This window comes from Crenobacter sp. CS_VA4 (assembly GCF_055597485.1).
Genome location: NZ_JBVMAE010000031.1, coordinates 16052 through 40672 on the forward strand (window position 1 = coordinate 16052; position 24621 = coordinate 40672).

Sequence of the window (24621 nt, forward strand, 5' to 3'; positions counted from 1 at the left end):
GAATGAAATGAGCGAATTCACCCTGAGCGAACTGGCCATCGTCGCCTGCGCCGAGGTCTGGCGCGACGACGGCGAGGTGCTGGCCACCGGCATCGGCACCATCCCGCGCATCGCGGCGGGCCTGACGAAGCTGACGCACAACCCGGCGCTGCTGATGACCGACGGCGAGGCGTATCTGATCGAGGAGCCGCTGCCGCTCGGCCCGCGCGAGGGCAAGACGCAGTTTAGCGGCTGGATGCCTTACAGCCGCGTGTTTGACGTGGTGTGGCACGGCCGCCGCCATGCGCTGGTGACGCCGACCCAGGTCGACCGCTTCGGCCAGGGCAACATCTCGTGCATCGGCGATTTCAACAAGCCGAAGGTGCAGATGCTGGGCATGCGCGGCTTTCCGGGCAACAGCGTCAGCCACGCCAACTCGATGTTCATCCCCGGCCACAACGCCCGCGTGTTCGTGGCGGGCGAGGTCGACGTGGTGTGTAGCGCCGGCTACAACCCGGCACGTTGGCCGAACGGCAAGGTACCGGCCAGCCTGGACATCCGCCGCATCGTCACCGACCTATGCGTGATGGACTTCGGCGGGCCGGACCGCAGCATCCGCGTGGTGTCGCTGCACCCGGGCGTGACCCTGGACGAGGTGCGCGCGGCGACCGGCTTCCCGCTGGAGGTTTCGGCCAACCTCACCGAGACGCCGCACCCGACCGAGGAGCAGCTCGCGATCATCCGCCGCCTCGACCCGCACAATCTGCGCGCGGCGGCGATCAAGAACAACCCGCCGGGCATCCGGGCGCGCTGAGGACTGCACACATGGACAAGGCGACAACTGAACAGCTGGAGCCGCCGCTCGATGCGGCCGAGGTGGTGTTGTACGAGGCGGAGGGCGGCGTGGCGACGATCACGCTTAACCGCCCGGCCTATCACAACGCGCAGAACTCGAAGATGACCTATGCGCTCGACGCCGCGTTTCGCCGCGCCGCCGACGACGATGCGGTGAAGGTGATCGTGCTGGCCGGGGCCGGCAAGCACTTCTCGGCCGGCCACGACATCGGCACGCCGGGACGCGACATCGACCAGAGCTTCGACAGGGCTTCGCTGTGGTACGACCATGTGGGCAAGCCGGGCGGGGAGTTTCTGTACGCGCGCGAGCAGGAGGTGTACCTGGGCATGTGCCGGCGCTGGCGCGACATCCCCAAGCCGACCATCGCGATGGTGCACGGCGCCTGCGTGGCCGGCGGGCTGATGCTCGCCTGGGTGTGCGACCTGATCGTCGCCTCGGACGACGCGTTCTTCGCCGACCCGGTGGTGCGCATGGGCATTCCCGGCGTCGAATACTTCGCGCACCCGTACGAGCTCAACCCGCGCATCGCCAAGGAATTCCTGTTCCTCGGCGAGAGGATGTCGGCCGAACGCGCCTACCAGATGGGCATGGTCAACAAGGTGGTGGCGCGCGAGGCGCTGCGTGACGAGGTGCAGTCCATCGCCGGCCGCATCGCCGCGATGCCGCGGCTGGGCCTGGCGCTGACCAAGCAGGCGATCAACCACGTCGAAGACCTGCAGGGCAAGCGTGCCGGCATGGACGCGGCGTTCGCCTGGCACCACTTCGCCCACGCGCACAACGAGCTGGTGTCCGGCGACAAGTTGGCCGGCTTCGACGCGCGCAGCATGGCCGCGTCGCAGCGCAAGGAGGCGGAATGAACGCGCTCTTTGTCCCGGAGCCGCAGGCGAGCGGCTGGCTGCACACCGACATCGTGCGGCTGCTTGGCTGCCGCTACCCGATCATCCAGACCGCGATGGGCTGGGTGGCCGACGCGCGGCTGACCGCCGCCACTTGTAATGCCGGCGGCTTCGGCTTTCTGGCCGCCGCGACGATTCCGGCCGACCGGATCGAGGCCGAGATCGAGCGGCTCAAGTCGCTGACCGACAAGCCGTTCGGCGTCAATTTCCACATGTTCCAGCCCAACGCCGCGCAGGTGATCGAGCTCTGTATCGAACATAAAGTGCGCGCGGTCAGCTACGGGCGCGGCCCGGACAAGGCCACGGTGAAACGGCTGAAGGATGCCGGCGTGCTGTGCATCCCCACCGTCGGCGCGGTGAAGCACGCGGTGAAGGCGGTGCAGCTCGGCGCCGACGCGGTCACCGTGCAGGGCGGCGAGGGCGGTGGGCATACCGGCTCGGTGCCGACCACGATATTGCTGCCGCAGGTGCTCGATGCGGTCGACGTGCCGGTGCTGGCCGCCGGCGGCTATTACAGCGGCCGGGGGCTCGCCTCGGCGCTGGCGGCCGGCGCGGCCGGGGTGGCGATGGGCACGCGCTTCCTGATGACGCGCGAGTCGCCGGTGCCGGCTGACACGCTGGCGCGCTACCTCAAGGTCGACGACGTCAACGCGATTGCTGTGTCGCACGCGGTGGATGGCCTGCCGCAGCGGATGATCGCCAACGCCTACCTCGACAAGCTGGAACATAGCGCCGGCTGGCGCCGCCTGGCCATCGCGCTCGGTTCGGCCTGGCAGTGGAAGCGGCAGATCGGCATGAGCGCCGGCCAGATGCTGGCCATCCTCGGCAAGGCTCTGCGCGAGGACCGGACCAAGTTGGCCGAAACGCTGATGGCCGCCAATGCGCCGGTGTTGATCCAGCGCGCCATGGTCGACGGCCACCCCGACGAGGGCGTGCTGCCCAGTGGCCAGGCCGCCGCCGCCATCGCCGAACTGATTTCCTGCGAGCAATTGATTGCCTCGCTGGTGAGCGAGGCCGAAGCCTGCCTCGCCGCCGTCTACAACCGTCAGCCATCGCAACAGGGAGCCGTCGCATGACGCAGCCTTTCAGCATCGACATCAAGCAGGGCGTGGCGGAACTGGTGATCAGCCGGCCGCCGGTCAACGCGCTCGACAACGCCGGCTGGCTCCAGCTTGCCGCCGCGATAGCCGCGCTCGGGCAGAACGACGACGCGCGGGTGATTGTGATCCGCGCCGAGGGGCGCGGCTTTTGCGCCGGCGTCGACATCAAGGAGCTGGACGCGCATCCGGAGCTGATCGTGTCGGTCAACGCCGGCAACTACGCGACCTTCCGCGCCATCCATCGCAATCCCAAACCGGTGATCGCGGCGCTGCACGGCTTCGTGTTGGGTGGCGGCATCGGCATCGCCGGCGCGGCCGACGTGGTGCTCGCGTCCGAGTGCGCCACCTTCGGCGTCCCCGAGGTGGACCGCGGCGCGATGGGCGGCGGTGCCCATCTGCAGCGGCTGTTCCCGGTGCAGAAGGTGCGCGCGATGTACTTCAGCGGCGAGCCGATCACGGCCGCCGAGGCCTACCGGCTCGGCGCGATCGAAAAGGTCGTGCCGCGCGAACAACTGCGCGACACCGTGCTCGACTTCGCTCGCCGCGTCGCCGCCAAGAGCGCCGCGATGATCCAGCTGGCCAAGGAATCGCTCAACGGCATCGAGGACGGCAACCTGGAAGACAAGTACCGCTGGGAGCAGGGCTTCACCCTGCAGGCCTATCTGTCGGCCGACTCGGCCGAGACCCGCCGCGCCTTCGTCGAGAAGCGCGACGCGCAGTTCGCCGCGCGATGAAAAACGGTTTGCAGGATGGGTGAAGCGCCGCCGGCCGTCGAACGCGCATGGGCCTGCGTCCTTATCCACCCTGCGGCCACGAGCCAGACGACCCAGCCAGGAGCTTAGGGAGAACACATGAACCTGGACTACACCGACAAGCAGCGCGCCTTCCGCGCCGAGATCCGCGCGTGGCTGGCGGCGCATGTGCCGACACAGCCGCTGCCGAGCTTCGATACCGAGGAGGGCTTTGCCGCCCACCGCGACTGGGAGCGCACCCTGTTCGAGGGGCGCTGGAGCATGGTCACCTGGCCCAAGGAGCTGGGCGGGCGCGGCTGCGACCTGATCGAATGGCTGATCTTCGAAGAGGAATACTGGTGCGCCGCAGCACCGCTGCGCGTCAACCAGAACGGCGTATTTCTGCTCGGGCCGACCATCATGGACTACGGCACCGACGAACAGCGACAGCGCTTCCTGCCGCGCATTGCCGCCGGTGACGACGTGTGGGCGCAGGGCTGGTCGGAGCCGAACGCCGGCTCGGACATGGCGGCGATCCGCACCAAGGCGATCCGCGACGGCGACCACTACGTGATCAACGGCCAGAAGACCTGGTCGACCCGCGCAGTGTGGGCCGACTGGCTGTTCGGCCTGTTCCGCACCGACCCGGAGTCGACCCGCCATCATGGCCTGTCCTTCGTGCTGGTGCCGCTCGACACCCCAGGTATCACGGTGCGGCCGATCCGCCAGCTCAACGGTGAGACCGGTTTCGCCGAGGTGTTCTTCGACGACGTGCGCGTGCCGGTCGAGAACCGCCTGGGCGACGAGGGCGCCGGCTGGCAGGTGGCGATGGCCACCGCCGGCTTCGAGCGCGGCCTGATGCTGCGCTCGCCGGCGCGCTTCCAGGCTACCGCCGCGGCGCTGGTGCGGCTGTACCAGGCCAACCGCGAGCAGGCCGACCGCGACCCGGCGATCCGCAACACAGTGCTCGACGCCTGGATGCGCGCCGAGGCGTACGCGCTCGCGACCTACCGCACCGCCAGCCGGCTGATCCAGGGCGGCGAGATCGGCGCCGAGGCGAGCACCAACAAGATCTTCTGGTCGGAGCTGGATTTAAAAATGCACGACGCGGCTCAGTCTATCCTCGGCGCGCACGGCGAGCTCGTCGGCAGCGTGCCGCGCGAGGGCGCGATCGGCAGCTGGATCGACGGCTTCCTGTTCGCGCAGGCCGGGCCGATCTACGCCGGCACCAACGAGATCCAGCGCAACATCATCGCCGAGCGCCTGCTCGGCATGCCCCGAGCGTGACGGTTGGCATGGTGGCTTACGTAGCCCGGAAGAGCGCCCCTTAGAGTAGCCCGGAGGAGGCCCTTGGGGCCGAGTCCGGGGTGAACGTAGCGGGCCGGCCATATGGGCAACTGCGTTCCCGGACTCGCCCTAGCGGGCTCCTCCGGGCTACGGTGCTACGGGCCGGGGAGAGGGTGAGCGGTGGCAACGGATAAAGGATTAAAAACATGGATTTCACCTTTAGCGAAGACCAGCTGGCGCTGCGCGCCAATGTGCGCAGCGTGTTCATGAAAGAGGTCGCGCCGGAGCTCGTACGCGAGCTGTGGGAGACCGACAGCGGCCGCTCGCACGAGCTGTGGCAGCTGGTCGCCGAGCAGGGCCTGACCGCACTGTCGGTGCCCGAGGAATACGGCGGCCTGGGCCTGTCCGACGTCGACTGGCTGCTGATGGCGCAGGAGGTCGGCTACTACGGCTTGACCGAGCCCTTGATCGATACGAGCTGGGTCGGCGCGGCGCTGATCGCGGCCTTGCCCGCGTCGACCGATGCGTTCAAGGACGTGTGGCTCGCGCGCATCGCGCACGGCGAAGCGAAGCTCGCGATCGGGCACCCGGTTAATCCCTTGGTCGAGAATGCCCACGTCGCCGACCTGCTGTTGCTCGCCCACGGCGACGAGGTGCACGCGGTGCCGCGCGGCCAGGCGAAACTGACCGCGCACGCCAGCCTCGATGCGTCGCGGCGGCTGTTCGCCGTCGAGTGGACGCCGGGCGACGCGACCCGGCTCGCCGACGCCAACGTTGGCCGAACACTGTGGGCCGACGCGTTCGACCGCGCTTCGCTGGCGGTGGCGGCGCAGCTGTCCGGGCTGGTGTCGCGGGTGCTCGATCTCGCGATCGACTACACCGCCGAGCGCAAGCAGTTCGGCAAGCCGATCGGCAGCTTCCAGGCAGTCAAGCATCTGCTCGCCGACGTGGCGGTGGAGCTCGAGTTCGCCAAGCCCGCGCTGTTCCGCGCCGGGGTGTCGCTCGCCAACGGCCACCCGCTGACCAGTCTGCACGTGTCGCATGCGCGTCTCGCGCTGGCCGACACCGCCGCGCTCGCCGCGCGCCACTGCATGCAGGTGCACGGCGCGATGGGCTACACCTGGGAGCTCGACCTGCAGATATTCATGAAGCGCATCTGGGCGCTGGCCGCCTTCTGGGGCGACAAGGCGTTTCATCTGCAGCGCGTCGCCGACCATGTGTTGGCCGACGACACCGTGCTCGACCCCTTGCAAACCTTCGCCGCCTGAGAGTCATCATGAAAACAGCCTATATCGTCGACGCGCTGCGCACCCCCACCGGCAAGCGCCGCGGCAGCCTGGCCGACATCCACGGCGCCGACCTCGGCGCCCACGTGCTGCGAGAGCTGGTCGAGCGCAACGACATTCCGGCCGACGAGTACGACGACGTGATCTTCGGCTGCGTCGACACCATCGGCCCCTTGGCCGGCAATATCGCGCGCAGCAGCTGGCTGGCCGCCGGCCTGCCTCTCTCCGTGCCCGGCGTCACCGTCGACCGCCAGTGCGGCTCCTCGCAGCAGGCGGTGCACTTCGCCGCGCAGGCGGTGATGAGCGGCACGCAGCATGTCGTCGTCGCCGGCGGCGTGCAGACGATGAGCCGCATCCCGATCTCGTCGGCGATGCTGGCCGGACAACCCTTGGGTTTCGCCGATCCGTTCTCCGGCAGCGTCGGCTGGCGCGAGCGCTTTGGCGACCAGCCGGTGTCGCAGTTCCACGCGGCGAAATTGATCGCCGAGCGCTGGGGCTGCACCCGCGGCGATATGGAAGCCTACGCACTGGAGAGCCACCGCCGCGCCCGCCACGCGCAGGAGCACGGTTATTTCGAGCGCGAGATCGTGCCGATCGCCGGCCTGTCGGTCGACGAGACGCCGCGCGACACGTCCTTGGCCAAGATGGCCGAACTGGAGCCGCTGGAACCGGGCAGCCCGCTCACCGCCGCGGTGGCTAGCCAGACCTGCGACGCCGCCGCCGCGCTGCTCGTGGTGTCCGAAGCGGCACTGAAGCGCTACAACCTGACCCCGCGCGCGGCGATCCGCCATCTCAGTGTCGCCGCCGACGACCCGGTGTGGATGCTGACCGCGCCGATCCCGGCCACCGCCAAGGCGCTGAAGTTGGCCGGCCTGACGTTGGCCGATATCGATCTCGTCGAGATCAACGAGGCGTTCGCCTCGGTGGCGATGGCCTGGCTGAAGGAAACCGGCTACCCGCACGAGTTGACCAATGTGAACGGCGGCGCGATCGGGTTGGGTCATCCGCTCGGTGCGACCGGCGCGCGGTTGATGACGACCTTGTTGCATGAGTTGGAGCGGCGCGGTGGGCGGTATGGCTTGCAGACGATGTGCGAGGGGGGCGGGGTGGCGAATGTGACGATTATTGAAAGGCTGTAGTTTTTCATCGGTGCTGGTGCTGGTGCTGATGATTGTGGCTGGCCGGTTCCGCCCGGCAGACGGGCAGGGGGCTTTGCTTGCCCAAAGCCCCCTGCCCCCCAAAGGGCACCCCAGCGAGCGCCGAAACCCCGTCCAAAATCACCTTGGCAAGGCGCCGCCGAACTCTCAGCGCGCTACCGTCGCGCTGCTCGAACAGACGGCGGCTTAAAACCTTGCCAAGGCGCTTTTGGCCGGCGGCGCTCGAAGGGGGATTGGCGAGTGCCGCGGTTAGTGGCTTTGGGGTGAGGACGCTCCGGAGTTTGAAGCGCTCACAAAGCCCTGTGTCGCGGTCCTCGATGGGTGTGTCCCCGTTGCGCAGGACAAGCTGCACCGCTAAGTGAACGTAACAACATCGGAGAAGGCTTTGTTGGCGGCTCCATTCAAGGAGTCGCTACAAACAGCAGCCTATCCCCCTGGATGCCGCCGAAAAAATCCGGTTCGGCCAGGTTTTAAGCCGCCGCTTTGTCTGAGCGATTCGATGTTAGCGAATCGCGAGTTCGGCGGCGCCTGGCCGGGCCGGATTTTTTCGGGAACCCGAAGGGCGGCAATCCCGGGGTCGCCTTTTCTTTGGTTCGTTTCTTTTGGCGAAGCAAAAGAAATGAACCCGCCAGCCGGGTGGGACCGGCAATCTTGCCTCACGCTGAAACAGTGCCGTCCGGCACCGTCTTTTCTTCCCCATCCGCGAAGCTCCGTTCCTTTTGGCGAGATAAAAGAAACGCCCCCTCCAGACAGGCGGGACCGGCAATCTGGCCTCGCGCTGACACCGTGCCGTCGAGCACCGTCTTTATCTCCCCATCTAGGCAATTCGGACGATGCCCCCACCGCCCCATCAGCGGATGCTGTCCCCAACCCCCGGCCCGTCCGGGATGGCAAGACACTCAGCAAGGGGACGCACGATGGGCATCTGTGACAACCGTACCGTCATCATTACCGGCGCCGGCGGGGGACTCGGCCGCGCCTACGCGCTGGCGTTCGCCGCCGAGGGCGCGGCGGTGCTGGTCAACGACCTGCGCGCCGAGGCGGCCGAGGCCGTCGTCGCCGAGATCCGCGCCGGCGGCGGCGACGCGCTCGCCGACAGCCACGACATCACCAGCACCGACGGCGCGCGCGCCATCGTCGACGCGGCGCTCGTGGCATTCGGCGAGGTGCACGTGCTGGTCAACAACGCCGGCGTCTGCCGCGACCGGATGTTCGTCAGCCTGTCCGAAGACGACTGGGACGCGGTGATGCGCGTGCACCTGAAGGGCCATTTCTGCCTCGCCAACGTGCTCGCCAAGCGCTGGCGCGACCAGGCGAAAGACGGCATCGCGGTCAACGCTCGCATCATCAATACCAGCTCCGGCGCCGGCCTGCAGGGCTCGATCGGGCAGAGCAACTACAGCGCCGCCAAGGCCGGCATCGCCGCCTTGACCCTGGTGCAGGCGGCCGAGCTCGCGCGCTACGGCATCACCGCCAACGCGCTGGCTCCGTCGGCTCGCACCGGCATGACCGAGACGGTGTTCGCCGAGATGATGAAGGTGCCGGAAGACGGCGGCTTCGACTTCTGGGATTCGGCCAATGTCGCCCCGCTGGTGGTGTGGCTCGGCAGCGCCGCGTCGCGCCACGTGACCGGCCAGGTATTCGAGGCGGCCGGCGGCAAGATCTCGATCGCCGACGGCTGGCGCGCCGGCCCTGAAGTGGACAAGGGCGCGCGCTGGCAACCGGACGAGGTCGGCGTGGCGGTCGACGGCCTGCTCGCCCGCGCGGTGCCGGCGCAGAAGGTGTATGGGACGTAGCCCGGAGCAGGCCCGCCGGGCCGCGTCCGGGGGGCATGCGGCACATGCGCTTTTTGCGAGCCAACGACTAGAGCGGCGTCTGGCGCCGCCCCGGATGCGCTTCGCTTTTCCGGGCTACGAGTCGCGTATTGAGGAATTCATACATGGATCTATCGCTTAACCAGGACCGGCAGATGATCCGCGACGCGGCGGAAGACTTCCTGTCCGCGTACAGCGATTCGGCCAAGGTGCGCGCCGCGCACGAGGCCGGCGGCGTCGATGCAGCAGTCTGGCAGCGCATCGCCGGCGAGCTCGGCTGGTGCGGCATCGCCATCGCCGAAGAACACGACGGCATGGGGCTCGGCCTGTTCGAGCTCGCGCTGTTGCAGGAGCAGGCCGGGCGCTTCCTGCTCGCCGCGCCGTTCTTCACCACCGCCTGCCTCGTCTCGCCACTGTTGACCGAAGCGGGCACTCCGGAGGCAAAGCAGCGCTGGCTGCCGGCGATCGCCAGTGGCGAAGCGAGTGCCACCGTCGCGCTGTCGGCGCGCGGGCTAGCCCCTTTCACCGCCGGCGATGGCGTCCGTGCCGAGCAGGACGGCGACGGCTATGTCCTGTCCGGCCGCTGTCGCCATGTGCCGCATGCCTTGAGTGCGGATCTCGTGATCGTCGCCGCACGGCTTTCGGCCAACGTTGACTCTCTCGCGCTGTTCGCACTGCCGGCCGGAGCCGAGGGCATGACGCTGACCCCGCTTGCCACGCTCGATCAGGGCAGGCCGCTCGCCGACCTGCAGCTAGCCGCGGTGCGGCTGCCGGCCGACGCGCGGCTCGATCGCGGCGACGCGGCCGCCCTCCAGCGCGCGCTGTCTCGCGCCGCCATCGCGCTCGCCGCCGAACAGCTCGGCCTCGCGCAGCAGTGCCTGGACCTGACCGTTGCGTATGTGCAGGAGCGCGTCCAGTTCGGCCGGGTCATCGCCGGCTTCCAGGCGGTGAAGCACCGCTGCGCCGAGATGATGGTCAGGGTCGAGGCGGCGCGCTCGGCGGTGTACGGCGCGGCGGCCGAGATCGATGAAGGCGTCTTGGACGACGAGCTGCTGCTCGCCGCCGCCAGTGCCAAATCGTTCGCTGACGCGGCGGCGCGCTTTGCCGCGCAGGAGGCGATCCAACTGCACGGCGGCGTCGGCTTCACCTGGGAATACGACCCGCATCTCTACTTCAAGCGCGCGCAAGCCTACAGCCACTGGCTCGGCAACGCCGACGCCTGGCGCGAACGCGTCGCCGCGCAACTGTTGGAGGACGCCGCATGAGCGAGTCCGTACAAGATCATTCGGCGCTGCGCGCCGAGCTGGCCGACTGGCTGGCGCCGCGCCTCGCCGAGCCGTTCGGCCAACTGCGTCATCGCGGCGGCCCCGGCGACGAGGACGCGTTAGGCAAAGAGCGCAAGGCCTGGGAGCAGGAACTCGCCCGCGGTGGCTGGACCTGCGTCGGTTGGCCGAAGGAGCACGGCGGGCGAGGGTTCTCCATCGCCGAGCAGGTCGCGTTCCACGAGGAATACGCGCGCCTCGGCGGGCCGGGGCGGATGGGCCATATCGGCGAGGGGCTGATCGGTCCGACGCTGATCGCCTTCGGCACGCCCGAACAGCAGCAACGTTTCCTGCCCGGCATCGTCGCCGGCACCGAGTTCTGGTGCCAGGGCTATTCGGAACCGAACGCCGGCTCGGACCTCGCCAACGTGCAGACCCGCGCGGTGCAGGACCCGGAAACCGGCCACTGGCGCGTGCACGGCCAGAAGGTATGGACCTCGCTCGCGCACGAGTCGGACTGGATCTTCGTGCTGGCGCGCTGCGAGCCCGGCTCGCGCGGCCACCAGGGGCTGATCTTCCTGTTGATGCCGCTCGATCAGCCCGGCGTCGAGATACGCCCGATCCGCCAACTCACCGGCACGTCCGAATTCAACGAGGTGTTCTTCGACGGCGCCGTGGCACGTGCGGAACACGTGGTCGGAGCGCCGGGCGAGGGCTGGAAGATCGCGATGGCCTTGCTCGGCTTCGAGCGCGGCGTGTCGACTCTGGGCCAGCAGATGCACTTCGCGCACGAGCTAGAGCTGCTGATTGCCACCGCCAAGCAGAACGGCGCGGCCCGCATTCCCGCGATCCGCACCCGCCTCGCCGACGCGGCGCTGGGGCTCAAGGTGCTGCGTGCCAACGCGCTCAGGATGATGGCCGGCGCCGACGACGGGCAGCTGCGCCGCGAGGCGCTCAGCTACAAGTACGCCTGGTCGAACTGGCACCGCGAACTGGGCCAGCTCGCCGCTGACGTGCTCGGGCCGGACGGCGACGTGATAGCCGGCGAATTGAACCGCCTGCAGCAGGTTTATTTGTTTAGCCGCTCCGACACGATCTACGCCGGCACCAACGAAATCCAGCTCAACCTGATCGCCGAGCGTGCGCTGGGCCTGCCGAAAGAGACGCGCCGGTCTCCAACGTAGCCCGGAGGAGGCGCATGGGCGCCGAGTCCGGGGGCGGCCCGCCGGCCGCGTGATAGGCATGAATCGGCCCCGGAGCTCCCCGGACTCGGCCCTGCGGGCGCTCCTCCGGGCTACCGGGTTAGAGGCAGGACTTTAAGCAAAAGGAACATCGCATGACACAGATTCCACAGTACGTTCCGGGCCACGGCCTGTTGAAGGGCAAGTCGGTGCTGATCACCGCTGCGGCCGGCGCCGGCATCGGCTACGCCGCCGCGCAGCGCGCCGCCGAGGAGGGCTGCCGCGCGCTGATGATTTCCGACGTGCACGAGAAAAGGTTGGCCGAAGCGGTCGAGCGGCTGCGCGCCGATACCAGCCTCGACGCGGTGTTCGGCCAACTGGCCGACGTCACCGACGAGGCACAGGTGCAGGCGCTGATCGCGAGCGCCGAGGAGCGGCTTGCCGGCACCGACGTGCTGATCAACAACGCCGGCCTCGGCGGCTCGCGCCTGGTCGTAGAGATGACCGACGACGAGTGGCACAGGGTGCTCGACGTGACGCTGACCGGCACCTTCCGGATGACCCGCGCGATGCTGCGCACGATGCAGGCGCGCGGCCGTGGCGGTGCGATCGTCAACAACGCCTCGGTGCTCGGCTGGCGCGCGCAGAAGGAGCAGGCACACTACGCGGCGGCCAAGGCCGGGGTGATGGCGCTGACCCGCTGCTCGGCGCTCGAGGCGGCCGAGTTCGGCGTGCGCATCAACGCGGTGGCGCCGTCGATCGCGTTCCATGACTTCCTGAAGAAGTCCGCGCCGGCCGAGCTGCTGCAGCAACTGGCGTCGCGCGAGGCGTTCGGCCGCGCCGCCGAGGTATGGGAGATCGCCAACGTGATGATGTTCCTCGCCAGCGACTACGCGTCGTACCTGACCGGCGAGGTGATTTCCGCCTCCAGCCAACAGGCGTGAGGCGGCGATGAATGACATCTTTCATACCGTGATCGATTCCCCGGCCGCGATGCAGGCCGCGGTCGGCCGCGAGCTCGGCGTCACCGACTGGCTGGCGATCGAGCAGCCGCGCATCGACCTGTTCGCCGAGGCGACCGGCGACGCGCAGTGGATCCACGTCGACCCGGTCCGTGCGAAAGACGGCCCGTTCGGCGCCTGCATCGCGCACGGCTATCTGACGCTGTCTCTGGTCAACGCTTTCCTGCCGCAGATCTGGGACGTGCAGAACCTGGCGATGGGCGTCAACTACGGCTGCGACCGGGTGCGCTTCCCGGCGCCGGTGAAGGTCGGCCAGCGGGTGCGCGGTCGGGCGGAACTCATCAAGGTCGAGCCGGCAGGCGCGGCTCTACAGGCGACGGTGCGCGTCACCGTCGAGATCGAGGGCAGCGAGCGCCCGGCCTGCGTCGTCGACACCATCAGCCGTTACACATTTAGGGATTGAAACTATGTCGAGAATGAACGAAGCGGTGATCGTCTCGGTCGCCCGTACCGCGATCGGCAAGGCGTTTCGCGGCGCCTTCAACGACACCGAGGCGCCGGTGCTCGGCGGCCATGTGGTGCGCGCGGTGTTGGAGCGCGCCGGGGTCGAAGGACAAGCGATCGACGACGTGCTGATCGGCGCCGCGGCGCAGCAGGGCACCCAGTCGTACAACCTGGGGCGGCTCTGTGCGTACACGGCGGGCCTCGGCGAGACGGTGCCGGGCATGGCGCTCGACCGGATGTGCGCTTCGGGGCTGATGACCATCGCCAGCGCCGCCAAGACCATCATGGCCGGTGAGCAGGACATCGTGATCGCCGGCGGCCTCGAATCGATCTCGCTGACGCAGAACGCGCACAAGAACACCTTCCGCGCTCAGTCGCAGGCGGCGATCGCCGCCGTGCCGGCCGCCTACATCCCGATGATCGAGACCGCCGAGCTGGTGTCGCGCCGCTATGGCATCGGCCGCGCGGCACAGGACGACTACTCGCTACAGAGCCAGCAGCGCACCGCCGCCGCGCAGGCCGCCGGGCGCTTCGACGAGGAGATCGTGCCGCTGACTTCGACCAAGTTGCTCTACGACAAGGCGGGCGAGGTGGTGGGGTCCGAGGCGGTGACACTCACGCGTGACGAGTGCAACCGCGCCGACACGTCGGCCGAAAGCCTGGCAGCGCTCAAGCCGGTGTGGAAGGGCGGGGCGTGGGTTGCCCAGGGCGAGTTCATCACCGCCGGCAACGCCTCGCAGCTGTCCGACGGTGCGGCGGCGGTGTTGGTGATGAGCCGCCACGAGGCGCTGGAGCGCGGTCTCGCGCCGCTCGGTGTGTATCGCGGTTTGGCGGTGGCCGGCTGCGCGGCCGACGAGATGGGCATCGGCCCGGTCTATGCGATCCCGAAACTGCTGAAGCGCCACGGCCTGACCGTCGGCGACATCGGTCTGTGGGAGATCAACGAGGCGTTCGCTTGCCAGGTACTGTATTGCCGTGACCAGCTCGGCATCCCGGCCGACCGGCTCAATGTGAACGGCGGCGCGATCGCGATCGGCCACCCGTTCGGTATGTCGGGCGCGCGCCTGACCGGCCACGCGCTGCTCGAGGGTCGCCGCCGCGGCGTGCGCTACGCGGTGGTGGCGATGTGCATCGGCGGCGGCATGGGCGCGGCGGCGCTGTTCGAGATCGCCTGAAGGTTTTATGCCGTAGCCCGGAGGAGCGCAGCGAGTCCGGGGGCGCGTGCAGCACGCGCTGTAGTGGAAGTGGTAACGGATAACACGAGCGGCGCAAGGCGCCGCCCCGGGCTCGCTACGCTCCCCCCGGGCTACCTTGAATCCATCCTAATGGAGCAATGAATGAGCCAACTCTCTACCGAAGCCATGCGCGCCACGCTGCAGGGCTATCTGGATGCCCTCAACCGCAACGACGCCGACGCGGTGCTGGCGCTCTACAACGACAACCCCACCGTCGAAGACCCGGTCGGCAGCCCGCCGCTGGTCGGCCGCGCCGCGGTCGAGGCGTTCTACCGCAAGGTGGCCGGCATGCCGCTACGGCTGGAGCCGGCGGCGCCGATCCGCGCCTCGCACGGCAACGCGGCGGCGATGGCGTTCGACGTGCTGGTCGGCGTGCCCGGCCAGGGTCAGCGCATCAGCGTGATCGACGTGATGACCTTCGATGCCGACGGCCGCATCGCCAGCATGAAGGCGTATTGGGGGCCGGACGACGCGACGCCGCTCTGAGATCACTAACAGAACCCTTCCGGCGTTGTCGCCCTGCCTAGCCGTACTACTTGTACTGTTTTCGGCAGGGCTCCTAGCCGGAACCGCTTCGCTGGGTTCTGTTGGCGGCGCCAGTATATTCATTTCTCGGCAGCTCCCTCTCGCGTCCTGCTCCTGCCGTGATCCGGCCGGGCAGGCGTTTTTTTGTCTTCTTGAAAAGCCAACGCTCCTCCATTCGGACGATGCGGCCGGCTCGGCCTGCTCCGAATACTGGCCAAAAAAACCGGCCGGGCGACCACGCCACGGACCGCGCCACCGCGAAGGAGAGACCCCATGATCAAGCTCGTCGTCTGTGTCGTAGTGCTGGCGGTACTGGCCGCCACCGTCTACGTGCTCCGTTTCGGTTCGGCCGAGGTACACGCCTGTGCCGACTCGGACGGTTCCCTCTCCTGCGTCGGCCGCAGCATGCCGCCGGACGGGCTGGCGTTCTTCCAGCGCCGGCCTGGCTGAACACCGCGACCGCCGTACCCGCGTTGGCAAGGGCCGAGATGTGGGGCCGGGGCACGGCCGTGCCCGGTTTTCGGCCGCATCGACGTAGCTCCTCCATTCGGACGATGCCGGCAAGTCCGTCTCGTCCGAACAATCGCTGCAAACAACACGGGCCGGTGGCTGCCGGCACCCACAACGAGAGGAGAACCCCCATGACCAAACTCGTCGGGCTCGCCATGTCGCTGATCACGCTGATCGCGGCGCTGGTGGCCTTTTCCCCTCGGCCGATGCCCAGCTTTCGGCCAAGCCGGCTCGACGCCAGCGAGCTGATCGTCAACGGCGTCGCGCAGGCTGGCGACCGGGTGGTCGCGGTCGGCGAACAGGGCCACATCCTGTATTCGGCCGACGGCGGCACCCGCTGGCAGGAAGCCGACATCGCCCGTGGCCGCGACTCGGCCTTGACCCAGGTGGCTTTCACCTCGCCGGACAACGGCGTGGCGGTCGGCCACGACGGCTGGATCGTGCGGAGCCAGGACGGCGGCCGCCACTGGCAGGAGGTGGCGTTCGACGCCAAGCGCAGCGACCCGCTGCTCGGCGTGTGGGGCGACGGCAAGGGGCCGCTGTTCGCCTACGGCAGCTTCGGCCAACTGTTGCGCTCGACCGACGGCGGCGCGCACTGGACGGCGCAAAAGATCGACGTCGACGAGCGTCATCTGTACGGCATGGACGGCGCCGCCGGCACGCGGGTGCTGGTCGGCGAGCAGGGCACCTTGCTGCGCTCGAGCGACGGCGGCGCCAGCTGGCAGAAGCAGCCGCCGTTCTACGAGGGCTCGCTGTTCGGCGTGCTCGCTTTGGGCCAAGGCGAGTGGCTGGCCTACGGCATGCGCGGCCATGTGTTCAAGAGCAGCGACGACGGCGCGAGCTGGCAGCCGGTGGCGGTGCCGATCCCGGCGACGCTGTTCGGCGGCGCACGTCTGGCCGACGGCCGCGTGGTGCTGGTCGGCCAGGGCGGCACGGTGCTCGAGTCGGCCGACCGCGGCCAGCAGTTCCGCGTGGTGCGTGCCGGCGGTAAGCAGAGCCTGACCGCGGTGCTCGCCGGCCGCGACGGCGCCGTGTTCACCGCCGGCGAGACCGGCGTGGCGCGCGACGCCGCGCTGTCCGCCGCTCCATCCCGCCCATCCGCCACGCCACGGAGCTGAATGATGAAGATTTCTGCCAAGTCACTGCTGGACCGTGCCGCCGACGCGCTGATCGCCTGGCGCCGGCCGCTGTTGATCCTGTTTGTCGCGCTGACCGCGCTGTTCGGCTACACCGCTACCCAGCTGAAGCTCGATCCGGGCTTCAACAAGATGATCCCGCTCAAGCACGAGTACATGCGCACCTTCGTGCAATACGCGCAGACCTTCTCCGGTGCCAACCGCATCGTCGTCAACCTGCGCTGGAAGGGGAGGGGCGACATCTACAACCCGCAGTTCCTCGACACGCTCCGAAAGGCCACCGACGAGGTGTTCTTCATCCCCGGCGTCGAACGCACCCGGGTGTTCTCGTTGTTCACGCCGAACGTGCGCTACATCGAGGTGACCGAGAAGGGCTACGTCGGTGACGTGGTGGTGCCGGCGCACTTCACCGGCAGCCAGGCCGACCTCGACACGGTGCGCCGCAACGTCGCCCGCTCCGGCGAGATCGGCAGCCTGGTGTCCAACGACCTGAAGGGCGCGCTGATCCGCGCCGAACTGCTGGAAGTGAACCCGGCCACCGGCGAGCGGCTCGACTACGTTGACGTCGCCCGTCGGCTAGAGGAGATCCGCCAGCATTTTGGCCACGACAATGTCGAGGTCAACATCACCGGCTTCGCCAAGCTGATCGGCGACGTCGAGGCCGGGCTCAACGGCGTGCTGGTGTTCTTCGTGGTGGCGTTCGCGATCACCGCGCTGCTGCTGTTCGTCTACAGCCGTTCGCTGAAGCTGACCGTGGTGGCGCTGCTGGTCGCGCTGCTGCCGGTGGTGTGGCTGCTCGGCCTGCTGCCGCTGTTCGGCCAGGGTATCGACCCGATGTCTATCCTGGTGCCGTTCCTGATCTTCTCGATCGGCGTGTCGCACGCGGTGCAGATGACCAACGCGTGGAAGCAGGAGAAGCTCGCCGGCGCCGGCTCCGAGCAGGCCGCGCGGCTGGCGTTTCGCAAGCTGTTCGTGCCGGGCTCGGTGGCGCTCTTGACCAACGCGCTCGGCTTCATGGTGATCATGCACATTGACATCGCGATCGTGCGCGAGCTGGGACTGACTGCGTGTCTGGGGGTGTCGCTGATGATCGTCACCAACAAGATGATGCTGCCGGTGGTGCTGTCCTATTTGAAGCTGGAACCGGCCGCCAGCCGCAGCCGCTACGACGCAAGCCGGCGTCACCCGCTGTGGTGGGCGATCTCGGGCTTTGCCGAGCGCAAGAAGGGTTTGCTCGCGTTCGCGGTGGCGATCGTGCTCCTGGCCGGCGGCACCCTGCTGTCGCGGCACCTTGCCACCGGCGACATCGGCAGCGGCGTGCCGGAGCTGCGCGACGACTCTCGCTACAACCGCGACAACCAGGCGATCGTCAGCCACTACAACGTCGGTGTCGACGTGCTCACGGTGGTCGCCGAGACCAAGGGTTTCGACGACGCCTGCCTGCACTACCCGGTGATGGCGGCGATCGACCGCTTCGAATTGTTCATGCGCGGCGTCGCCGGTGTGCACTCGGTGTTCAGCGTGCCGTCGGCCGCCAAGGTGTCGATCGCCGCCAGTAACGAGGGCCATCCGCGCTGGGCCGCGCTGCCGCGCAACCGCGAAGGGCTGACCCAGGGCGCCAACGGCTTCAACCCCGACCTCGGCCTCAACACCGACGGCTGCGGCGCGATCCAGATCCTGATCTATCCGAAAGACCACCAGGGCACCACCGTCGCGCACATCGTCGCCGAGGCGAAGCGCTTCATCGCCGCCGAACAGCTGCCGAACCTGCGCTTCCGGCTGGCAGGCGGCAACGTCGGGGTGATGGCGGCGACCAACGAGGCGGTCGAGAACGCCGAGGTGACGATGCTGCTGTCGATCTTCGGCGCGATCGCCTTGCTGTGTTTCATCACCTTCCGCTCCTGGCGCGCGGTGCTGTGCATCATCGTGCCGCTGACCATCGTGTCTATCCTGTGCAACGCACTGATGGCGACGCTCGGTATCGGCCTCAAGGTGTCGACGCTGCCGGTGATCGCGCTCGGCGTCGGCGTCGGCGTCGACTACGGCATCTACCTGTTCGAGCGCATCCAGCACCAGATGCAGCACGAGGGCCAGGGCCTGCGCGAGGCGTTCTACCAGGCGATGTGCCAGCGCGGCACTGCCGCGGCATTCACCGCGGTGACGATGGCGGCCGGCGTCGCCACCTGGGCGCTGTCTGCGCTGAAGTTCCAGGCCGACATGGGCATCCTCCTCGCGTTCATGTTCCTGGTGAACCTGCTCGGCGCGGTGTTCCTGCTGCCTGCGCTGGCCGCGTGGCTCGGCGTCGGCGACACCGCCCGGCAGGAAAAGGAACAGGTGGTGCTGTCCAAGGCGGGTAGCTGACGCCATACCGTATCGACACCGCCACGCCCCGGGATCGGTGCGTGGCGGTTTGGCCATTCGGATCACTCATCCGACGCCCGAAGCAAGGGGGATTTCATGAAACTGCGAGCGAAGGCCGGCGTGTTGCTGGCGACCCTGGGTGCGCTGCTGCCGGCGGTGGGCGCGTCGGCGCAGGATAACGACGCGGCGCTGATCGGCGAGGCGTTCTATTACGGCTTTCTGCTGTACCGGCTGTCCGAATACCGCTGGACGGCGCTAGAGACTCACGACGCGCGCACCAGCACGGTGCTCAACTGCTTCGCGCACTCGCGCCATATCGCCACGCCGGCCGACCGCTGGGCCAACGCGCCTATCGTCGACGCCTTGTATTCCACCGCCTGGCTCGACCTGGCGCACGGCCCGGTGCGCGTCGACACGCCGGACACGCACGGCCGCTACACCGTGCTGACGCTGATCGACTTCTATTCGAACACTTTCTTCTACGCCGGCGCGCGCAGCACCGGCAGTGCGGCGCAGCACTACTGGCTGGTCGGGCCGCTCTGGCAAGGGGTGGCGCCGGCCGGCACGACGCTGGTGCGCGCGCCGACCAACGATGTCTACGTCAACCTGCGCGTCGCGGTCGACGGCCCGGCCGATCAGGCGGCCGCCAACGCGGTGCAGGACGGCTTTACGCTGAGCCAAGCCTGCGACGGCGTCGCACCGCAGCGACGCCTGGCCCCTAAACCCGGCGATGCGGCCAACTTCGTCGACGTGGTCAACCAGATGCTGGCGCTCGACCCGCCGCCGGCGCGGGATCGGGCGCTGCTGGCCCGCTACCGGCAGGTGGGCATCTGCGGCCGCGACTGCAGTTGGGCTAGCCTCTCCGACGCACAGCGCGCGCAGTGGCGGGCACGCTATCCGGAGCTGGTCACCGGCTTCATGAAGGGCTATCTCGCCGCCGGCGCCGCCAGCGGCTGGATCGACTACAGCCCGCCGGGCGCGAAGCTCGGCACCACCGAAATGGATTACTCGCTGCGCGCCGGCTCGCTGGCGCTGGGCATGGGCATGCTTGGGCTGACCCGCAGCGAGGCCAATTACTGGACGACGTTTCGTGACGCGGCCGGCCAGCCGCTCGACGGGGCGAAGCGCTACCGGCTGCACCTGCCGCCGGGCGGCATCCCGGCCAAGGCGTTCTGGTCGGTCAGCCTGTACGCGGTCGATCGCGACGGCCAGTTCCTCGCCGCCAACCCGCTCAAGCGCTACCACCTCGGCAGCCGCTCGCCGACGCTCGCAAGCAACGCCGACGGCAGCATCGACATCTGGCTGCAGCCAACTGCCCCGGCCGCCCGGCAGGCCAACTGGCTGCCGACCCCGGCCGACGGGCGGCGCTTCTCGCTGTTCGCACGCGCCTATATCCCGACCGGCGCGGTGCTGGCCGGGACGTTCCGGATGCCGCAGGTCGAGGCGCTGGATTAGCGGGGCCTTGGGGTACGGGCAGCGGCATCGGGCCATGCGTCCAATGACACCCCGGCCCAGCGTCGGTTCAGGCGCTGGGCCGTTTGTCGTTTTCCGTCTAAGGTTCGATAAGGTCTTGTGCGGCTAGGGCTAAGGGAGAATTCGCGATGCAGGAACAGGCGATCATGGCATCGGGTTGGGACCTCGATCGGCTTCCCCTGGCTTCGATAGAAACGGCGTCCGTCAAGGCGCAAGAAGACTTGTTTTACTTGGTGACCGCCGCTTCGTTCATCGAAAGCGGTGCCGACCTCTACACCGGCAACCTGGCGGGCTATTTCGATGGCGACGACGAGGTGACCGATTGGCTGAGCCGCCGTTGGCAGGTCGAGGAAATGCGGCATGGCCGTGCCTTGCGAGCCTATGTCTGCCATGTCTGGCCGGAGTTCGACTGGAAGCGGGCCTACGCGTCGTTTCTCGCCGACTATTCGCGGCAATGCACCGTCGACGCATTCGAGCCCACCCGGGTCCTCGAGATGGCCGCCCGCTGCGTGATCGAAACCGGGACGGTCACCTTCTATCAGGCGTTGGCAGCGCAAGCCGTCGAGCCGGTATTGGCCGGCATCGCAGCCCGAATCAGGGCAGACGAAATCAACCACTACAAACATTTCTACCGCTATTTCCGCCTGTACTGCAGTTGCGAATCGCCCGGACGCCTGCGCGTCATGGCCGCCGTCGGCAGGCGCGTGCTCGAAGCGCGCAGGGGCGATGGGGAATGCGCGTTGTGGCATGCGTTTGTCGTTCGCCAGCCCGAAGCGAAAGACGACCAGGCCCAGTTCCGGGCGCTCAGCAGGCGGCTTGGCCAGCAGTTAAAACGTCATTACCCAGTCGAGATGGCCGTCAAGATGCTGCTCAAACCGCTCGATTTGCCGCCGCGGTTTGCCCATGCGCTACACGGGCCGCTGGCCCGGGCGGTCGGCTGGGCGTTGCATTAGCAAAAGCCCATTCGGTTGCAGCATGAAAAAAGCCGGGGCACTGCCCCGATTTTTATTGACTGAGTTGAAACTTGACTGAGGTTGTCTCTTGCCTCCAGCCGCCAAACACCAACCGATGGAACAGGTTCGGCCAACCTTTACGCTTCAGCGCTTTTCATCCCTGACGTTGGAACTCAGCGGTTGCCATAGCCAGCTCCGCCGGAACGAGTGGTCAGCTGCGTAGGGTGCGCACATAGCTCTCCACCTCCAACGGAGCAAATTCCCACGTGTACTTCAGGCGCGACGGATGGCGCGGATGGCCTTTAGCCGTTAGCTCGCCGAAGCGCAGCCAAGTGACCGGATATTTCTGCAGCCTGGCGAACAGCTCGACGCAGGCCTCTACGAAGAAGTCTCGGGTCAAGATGCCTTCGCCCCAGGCGGCCCAGACCACTGGTCCGGATTCCGCCGCGATCACCGCCTCGATGTGCTCGAGGTTCTCAACGAAGGCGGTTCTGTCTGCGTTCCGCGGCAAGTCTCTGAAGTTGGGGGCGCGAACGGGATACAGGTTGAGCATGACAAAACCGTCAAAGCCGTTACGCTGCGCCACCTGTTCTACCTTGGCGACGGTGGCGTCTGACTTCACCCTCGTGGCCGTGCTGGGGTTGAGGCCTATCGTAAGCAGCTTACGCTGCCCCGACTTTCCAAGAGTAAAGCGCCAGGCATCTGCGCAGGCATTCGAGTAGATGTCGTACACGGTGTGAACCCGGCTTGTGAAGGAGGGCCCGGGATCAAGGTGCGGCGGTTGAGCCGCCGTCGCAGATGGCCAGGCCCGGGCAGCAGCATGCCGCCACCTTCACATAGATCAGGCGTCGGTCCAGCGACGGTAGGTCGCGGCCTGGCCGTGATTCACGCCGTTGCGATCGACAAGATTCCAGACGGTGACATCCTCGATCCAGAAGCGTCTTCCGGACTTCGAGATACGCAGGCCGCGATAGCCGCTCGCGTAGCCCCGGGTTCGCACCGCTTCGAGGAGGCGCTCCCGCTCTTCCCGGTTCGGCTGTTCCGCGGACAGTCGGGAGCGCAGGGCCGTCATTTCCTCCCAGCTGTACTCGAAACAGCGCTGCGCCGCCCTATTGGCGTAAACGAAGCGCGGATCGCCGTCGGTGTTGTGGGTCACCACGCAAAATGGCGCATCCTCGTAGAGCCAGCGAGCGGCATCGGCCGGCAGAACGTCGGAATTCAGCAGGGGAACGCCAACCAAACGGAGGTGGCTATCCGCAATGAGGGCGCAGAAATCGGGGTCGAGGGCCAGTGACATATTTAGGGGGTGGGAGTGAAGGGGGCTTACCGCGAGCAGACGCGAGGGAAGCGCCGTTCGCCACGGAGAATGATTATGCGCCACGCGGCCGGATCGTGTCTTCTGCCCATAGCAGAGAGGCGTGTCCCTATGAAAAAACGCGCCCGATCAAGGGCGCGTCTTGCTACAGGTACAGCCTGCACCCACCCCGCCCGGCAGCCGCGGGTCGGGGCTCAGGCCGCCGCCGCGGACGGCCAGGCCGGCGGGTCGGGCAGCAGCACGCCGTCCTCGACGGTGGCGGCGTGCAGGCTGTCTTGCTTGACCTGCAGAACGATGAACAAGAGCGGCTCGTCGCCGGTGTTGCGAAAAGCCCGTGCCGCCGGCGGCGCCACCCGGATCACCGAGCCTTCTGCCACTTCCAGTAGTTCATCGTCGACCAGGAATTCGCCGGTTCCGCGCAGGAATAGATACACCTCTTCGTGCTCGCGATGGCGGTGCAGAAACGGGGTGCCGGTGCCCGGCGGCAGGGTGTTGAACGAGATCTCCGCGCCGGTCAGCGCCAACGCTTCCTGCAAGAACACCTTGCCCGGCACCTTGAGCCCGCCCAGCGCCGGCAGTGCAAAGCGGTACTGCGCCAGGCCGTCCAGCGCGCCGAGTGTGGCGTGGCTGTAGTGCGCGCCGTGGCGCACCGCCAGTGTTGTGTCGTCCATGCTCATCTCCTTGACTCTATCGATCCGTGGTCGCGCCACCGTCCTACGACGGTAGCGCCGACCAGTCTAGGCGTGGCGCCTATGCCATTGAAGTGGCAATATCGACATTTTAAAAGCCGATATCGCCAATCCGCCCATGCACGAGATTGCCATTCTGCTGCCGGAGTCGTTCTTTGCCGGCGGTGTCACCGGGATGCTGGACCTGTTCGACCTGGCCAACCGCTTGGCCGCCCGCAACGGTGAGGCGGTATTCCGCTGGCGGCTGCTCAGCGCCGACGGCGCGCCGGTGACGTCGTCCAGCGGCCTGCGCCTGGCGGCCGACGGCGATTTCTCGGAGGCCGCTCGTGCCGGCACCGTGCTGTTGCCGGGCATCGCCTATCGCAGCCTGGCCGACTTCGAGGCCCGGCTCGAGCGCGAGCGCGTGCTGTACGAGCGCCTGCATCGCTGGTACGGCGATGGCAAGCTGATCGCCGCCAACTGCACCGGCGTCGCACTGTTGGCCGAAAGCGGCCTGCTCGCCGGACGGGCTGCCACGATCAGCTGGTGGCTGCTGCCGTGGTTCCGGGCGCGTTACCCGCAGGTGGCGCTGGAACCGTACGCGATGCTGACCGAGGCGCCGCGGCTCATGTGCGGCGGCGCAACCACCGCCTATCTCGACCTGGTGCTGCGCCTGGTGGAACGCCATGGCGGCGCCGACCTAGCGCTGGCCTGCGCGCGGATCATGCTGGTCGACACCAATCGGATCACACAGGCGCCGTACGCCAGCCTGCAGGAGTTCGTCGGTCATAACGATGCGCTGGTGCTGCGCTGCCAGGGCTGGCTGCTCGACAACCTGACGCGGCCGTACCGGCTGGACGAGCTGGCGGCGGCGGTCGGCGCCAGCGAGCGCACCGTGATGCGGCGCTTTCGCCAGGTGCTGGGTGAGACGCCGCTGCACTACCTGCAGCAGCTGCGTCTGCAAACCGCCCGCCGGCTGCTGGAGAGCACCGCGCTGGGGCTCGATGAGATCGTGGCGCGGGTCGGCTATAGCGACGTCGGCGCGTTCCGCCGGCTGTTCAGCCGCGAGCTGCACTGCTCGCCGGCCGAGTACCGGCGCCGCTTCGCGCCGGGTGGGCAGGGGCGCTGAGCCGGGTTCCGAAAACAGAACGCGCTCCAACTTGGGAGCGCGTTTTTTCATCGTCAGGCTGATCAGCAAAGGTTTGGAGGCTCGTCTGGTTGCCAAGGCCAGCGGCAACGAGCCGGTGTCGAACGGTCAGAAGCGCGCCGCTGCGGAAGTTTCGCGGTAGCCGAACAGGCTTGCTAGACGGAAATCTGCGTGGCAACCAAGGCTTGTGAATGTCTGTTTAGGAACCAGGCTGTGTAAAAACGAAGCCCGACCCGGTTGGCACGGACCGTTGCAGGGTGCCGATCTTGAGGGCAACGAAGTC

The 24621-nt window shown here is 67.8% G+C and carries 23 protein-coding genes; 20 read left to right on the top strand and 3 right to left on the bottom strand.

Annotation, left to right across the window (positions count from 1 at the left end; translation table 11 throughout):
* The first annotated feature begins 7 nt into the window (after nt 1-7).
* From ACZ2IA_RS19665 to ACZ2IA_RS19755, 19 genes are all read left to right on the top strand, one after another.
* Complete coding sequence (locus tag ACZ2IA_RS19665) at nt 8-793, top strand: CoA-transferase subunit beta (RefSeq protein WP_470294287.1); 786 nt, start codon at nt 8-10, stop codon at nt 791-793.
* An 11-nt stretch (nt 794-804) separates the two neighbouring features.
* Nucleotides 805-1692 (top strand): enoyl-CoA hydratase, encoded by an 888-nt coding sequence (locus tag ACZ2IA_RS19670; RefSeq protein WP_470294288.1) that lies wholly within the window; start codon nt 805-807, stop codon nt 1690-1692.
* A complete protein-coding gene (locus ACZ2IA_RS19675; protein WP_470294289.1) occupies nt 1689-2807 on the top strand; it encodes an NAD(P)H-dependent flavin oxidoreductase in 1119 nt (372 codons plus the stop codon). The genes ACZ2IA_RS19670 and ACZ2IA_RS19675 overlap by 4 nt, the downstream gene beginning before the upstream one ends.
* Nucleotides 2804-3565, top strand: a complete 762-nt coding sequence (locus tag ACZ2IA_RS19680; RefSeq protein ID WP_470294290.1) for an enoyl-CoA hydratase family protein — start codon at nt 2804-2806, stop codon at nt 3563-3565. Before ACZ2IA_RS19675 ends, ACZ2IA_RS19680 begins: the two co-directional genes overlap by 4 nt.
* A 117-nt stretch (nt 3566-3682) precedes the next feature.
* A complete protein-coding gene (locus ACZ2IA_RS19685; RefSeq protein ID WP_470294291.1) occupies nt 3683-4849 on the top strand; it encodes an acyl-CoA dehydrogenase in 1167 nt (388 codons plus the stop codon).
* A 206-nt stretch (nt 4850-5055) separates the two neighbouring features.
* Nucleotides 5056-6117, top strand: coding sequence for an acyl-CoA dehydrogenase family protein (locus ACZ2IA_RS19690; RefSeq protein WP_470294292.1), 1062 nt, complete (start codon nt 5056-5058; stop codon nt 6115-6117).
* Between the two features lie 8 nt (nt 6118-6125).
* Nucleotides 6126-7274: an acetyl-CoA C-acetyltransferase gene (locus ACZ2IA_RS19695; RefSeq protein WP_470294293.1), complete on the top strand. Its 1149-nt coding sequence runs from the start codon at nt 6126-6128 to the stop codon at nt 7272-7274.
* A 935-nt stretch (nt 7275-8209) separates the two neighbouring features.
* The gene (locus ACZ2IA_RS19700; RefSeq protein ID WP_470294294.1) at nt 8210-9088 is read left to right on the top strand and encodes an SDR family oxidoreductase; all 879 of its coding nucleotides are present in this window, start codon (nt 8210-8212) and stop codon (nt 9086-9088) included.
* 143 nt (nt 9089-9231) lie between these two features.
* Entirely contained in the window at nt 9232-10371 is a 1140-nt protein-coding gene (locus ACZ2IA_RS19705) for an acyl-CoA dehydrogenase family protein (protein WP_470294295.1), read from the top strand.
* Nucleotides 10368-11552 (top strand): acyl-CoA dehydrogenase family protein, encoded by a 1185-nt coding sequence (locus tag ACZ2IA_RS19710; RefSeq protein WP_470294296.1) that lies wholly within the window; start codon nt 10368-10370, stop codon nt 11550-11552. The genes ACZ2IA_RS19705 and ACZ2IA_RS19710 overlap by 4 nt, the downstream gene beginning before the upstream one ends.
* 152 nt (nt 11553-11704) lie before the next feature.
* Complete coding sequence (locus ACZ2IA_RS19715; RefSeq protein WP_470294297.1) at nt 11705-12493, top strand: SDR family oxidoreductase; 789 nt, start codon at nt 11705-11707, stop codon at nt 12491-12493.
* Nucleotides 12494-12500: 7 nt separating this feature from the next.
* Nucleotides 12501-12974: a MaoC family dehydratase gene (locus ACZ2IA_RS19720; RefSeq protein ID WP_470294298.1), complete on the top strand. Its 474-nt coding sequence runs from the start codon at nt 12501-12503 to the stop codon at nt 12972-12974.
* 4 nt (nt 12975-12978) lie between these two features.
* Nucleotides 12979-14190 (top strand): acetyl-CoA C-acyltransferase, encoded by a 1212-nt coding sequence (locus ACZ2IA_RS19725; RefSeq protein WP_470294299.1) that lies wholly within the window; start codon nt 12979-12981, stop codon nt 14188-14190.
* 162 nt (nt 14191-14352) lie between these two features.
* Nucleotides 14353-14736, top strand: coding sequence for a steroid Delta-isomerase (locus ACZ2IA_RS19730; protein ID WP_470294300.1), 384 nt, complete (start codon nt 14353-14355; stop codon nt 14734-14736).
* A 312-nt stretch (nt 14737-15048) separates the two neighbouring features.
* The gene (locus ACZ2IA_RS19735) at nt 15049-15225 is read left to right on the top strand and encodes a hypothetical protein (protein ID WP_470294301.1); all 177 of its coding nucleotides are present in this window, start codon (nt 15049-15051) and stop codon (nt 15223-15225) included.
* Between the two features lie 191 nt (nt 15226-15416).
* Nucleotides 15417-16403, top strand: a complete 987-nt coding sequence (locus ACZ2IA_RS19740) for a WD40/YVTN/BNR-like repeat-containing protein (RefSeq protein WP_470294302.1) — start codon at nt 15417-15419, stop codon at nt 16401-16403.
* Complete coding sequence (locus ACZ2IA_RS19745) at nt 16404-18782, top strand: efflux RND transporter permease subunit (protein WP_470294303.1); 2379 nt, start codon at nt 16404-16406, stop codon at nt 18780-18782.
* A gap of 96 nt (nt 18783-18878) precedes the next feature.
* Nucleotides 18879-20237 carry a DUF1254 domain-containing protein gene (locus ACZ2IA_RS19750; RefSeq protein ID WP_470294304.1) on the top strand — a complete coding sequence of 453 codons (1359 nt, stop codon included), beginning with the start codon at nt 18879-18881 and terminating at the stop codon, nt 20235-20237.
* A 146-nt stretch (nt 20238-20383) separates the two neighbouring features.
* Complete coding sequence (locus ACZ2IA_RS19755) at nt 20384-21208, top strand: ferritin-like domain-containing protein (RefSeq protein ID WP_470294305.1); 825 nt, start codon at nt 20384-20386, stop codon at nt 21206-21208.
* A 211-nt stretch (nt 21209-21419) separates the two neighbouring features.
* Here ACZ2IA_RS19755 and ACZ2IA_RS19760 read toward each other — a convergent pair whose 3' ends face one another.
* The 3 genes from ACZ2IA_RS19760 to ACZ2IA_RS19770 form a co-directional block, all read right to left on the bottom strand.
* On the bottom strand, nt 21420-21941 hold the full coding sequence (locus ACZ2IA_RS19760) for a DUF1643 domain-containing protein (protein ID WP_470294306.1): 522 nt from the start codon (nt 21939-21941) through the stop codon (nt 21420-21422).
* A gap of 108 nt (nt 21942-22049) precedes the next feature.
* Nucleotides 22050-22505, bottom strand: coding sequence for an MEKHLA domain-containing protein (locus ACZ2IA_RS19765; RefSeq protein ID WP_470294307.1), 456 nt, complete (start codon nt 22503-22505; stop codon nt 22050-22052).
* Between the two features lie 212 nt (nt 22506-22717).
* Nucleotides 22718-23194: a cupin domain-containing protein gene (locus ACZ2IA_RS19770; RefSeq protein ID WP_470294308.1), complete on the bottom strand. Its 477-nt coding sequence runs from the start codon at nt 23192-23194 to the stop codon at nt 22718-22720.
* Nucleotides 23195-23330: 136 nt separating this feature from the next.
* Between ACZ2IA_RS19770 and ACZ2IA_RS19775 the strand changes: the two genes are divergently transcribed.
* The gene (locus ACZ2IA_RS19775) at nt 23331-24320 is read left to right on the top strand and encodes a GlxA family transcriptional regulator (RefSeq protein WP_470294309.1); all 990 of its coding nucleotides are present in this window, start codon (nt 23331-23333) and stop codon (nt 24318-24320) included.
* The last annotated feature ends 301 nt before the right edge of the window (nt 24321-24621 follow it).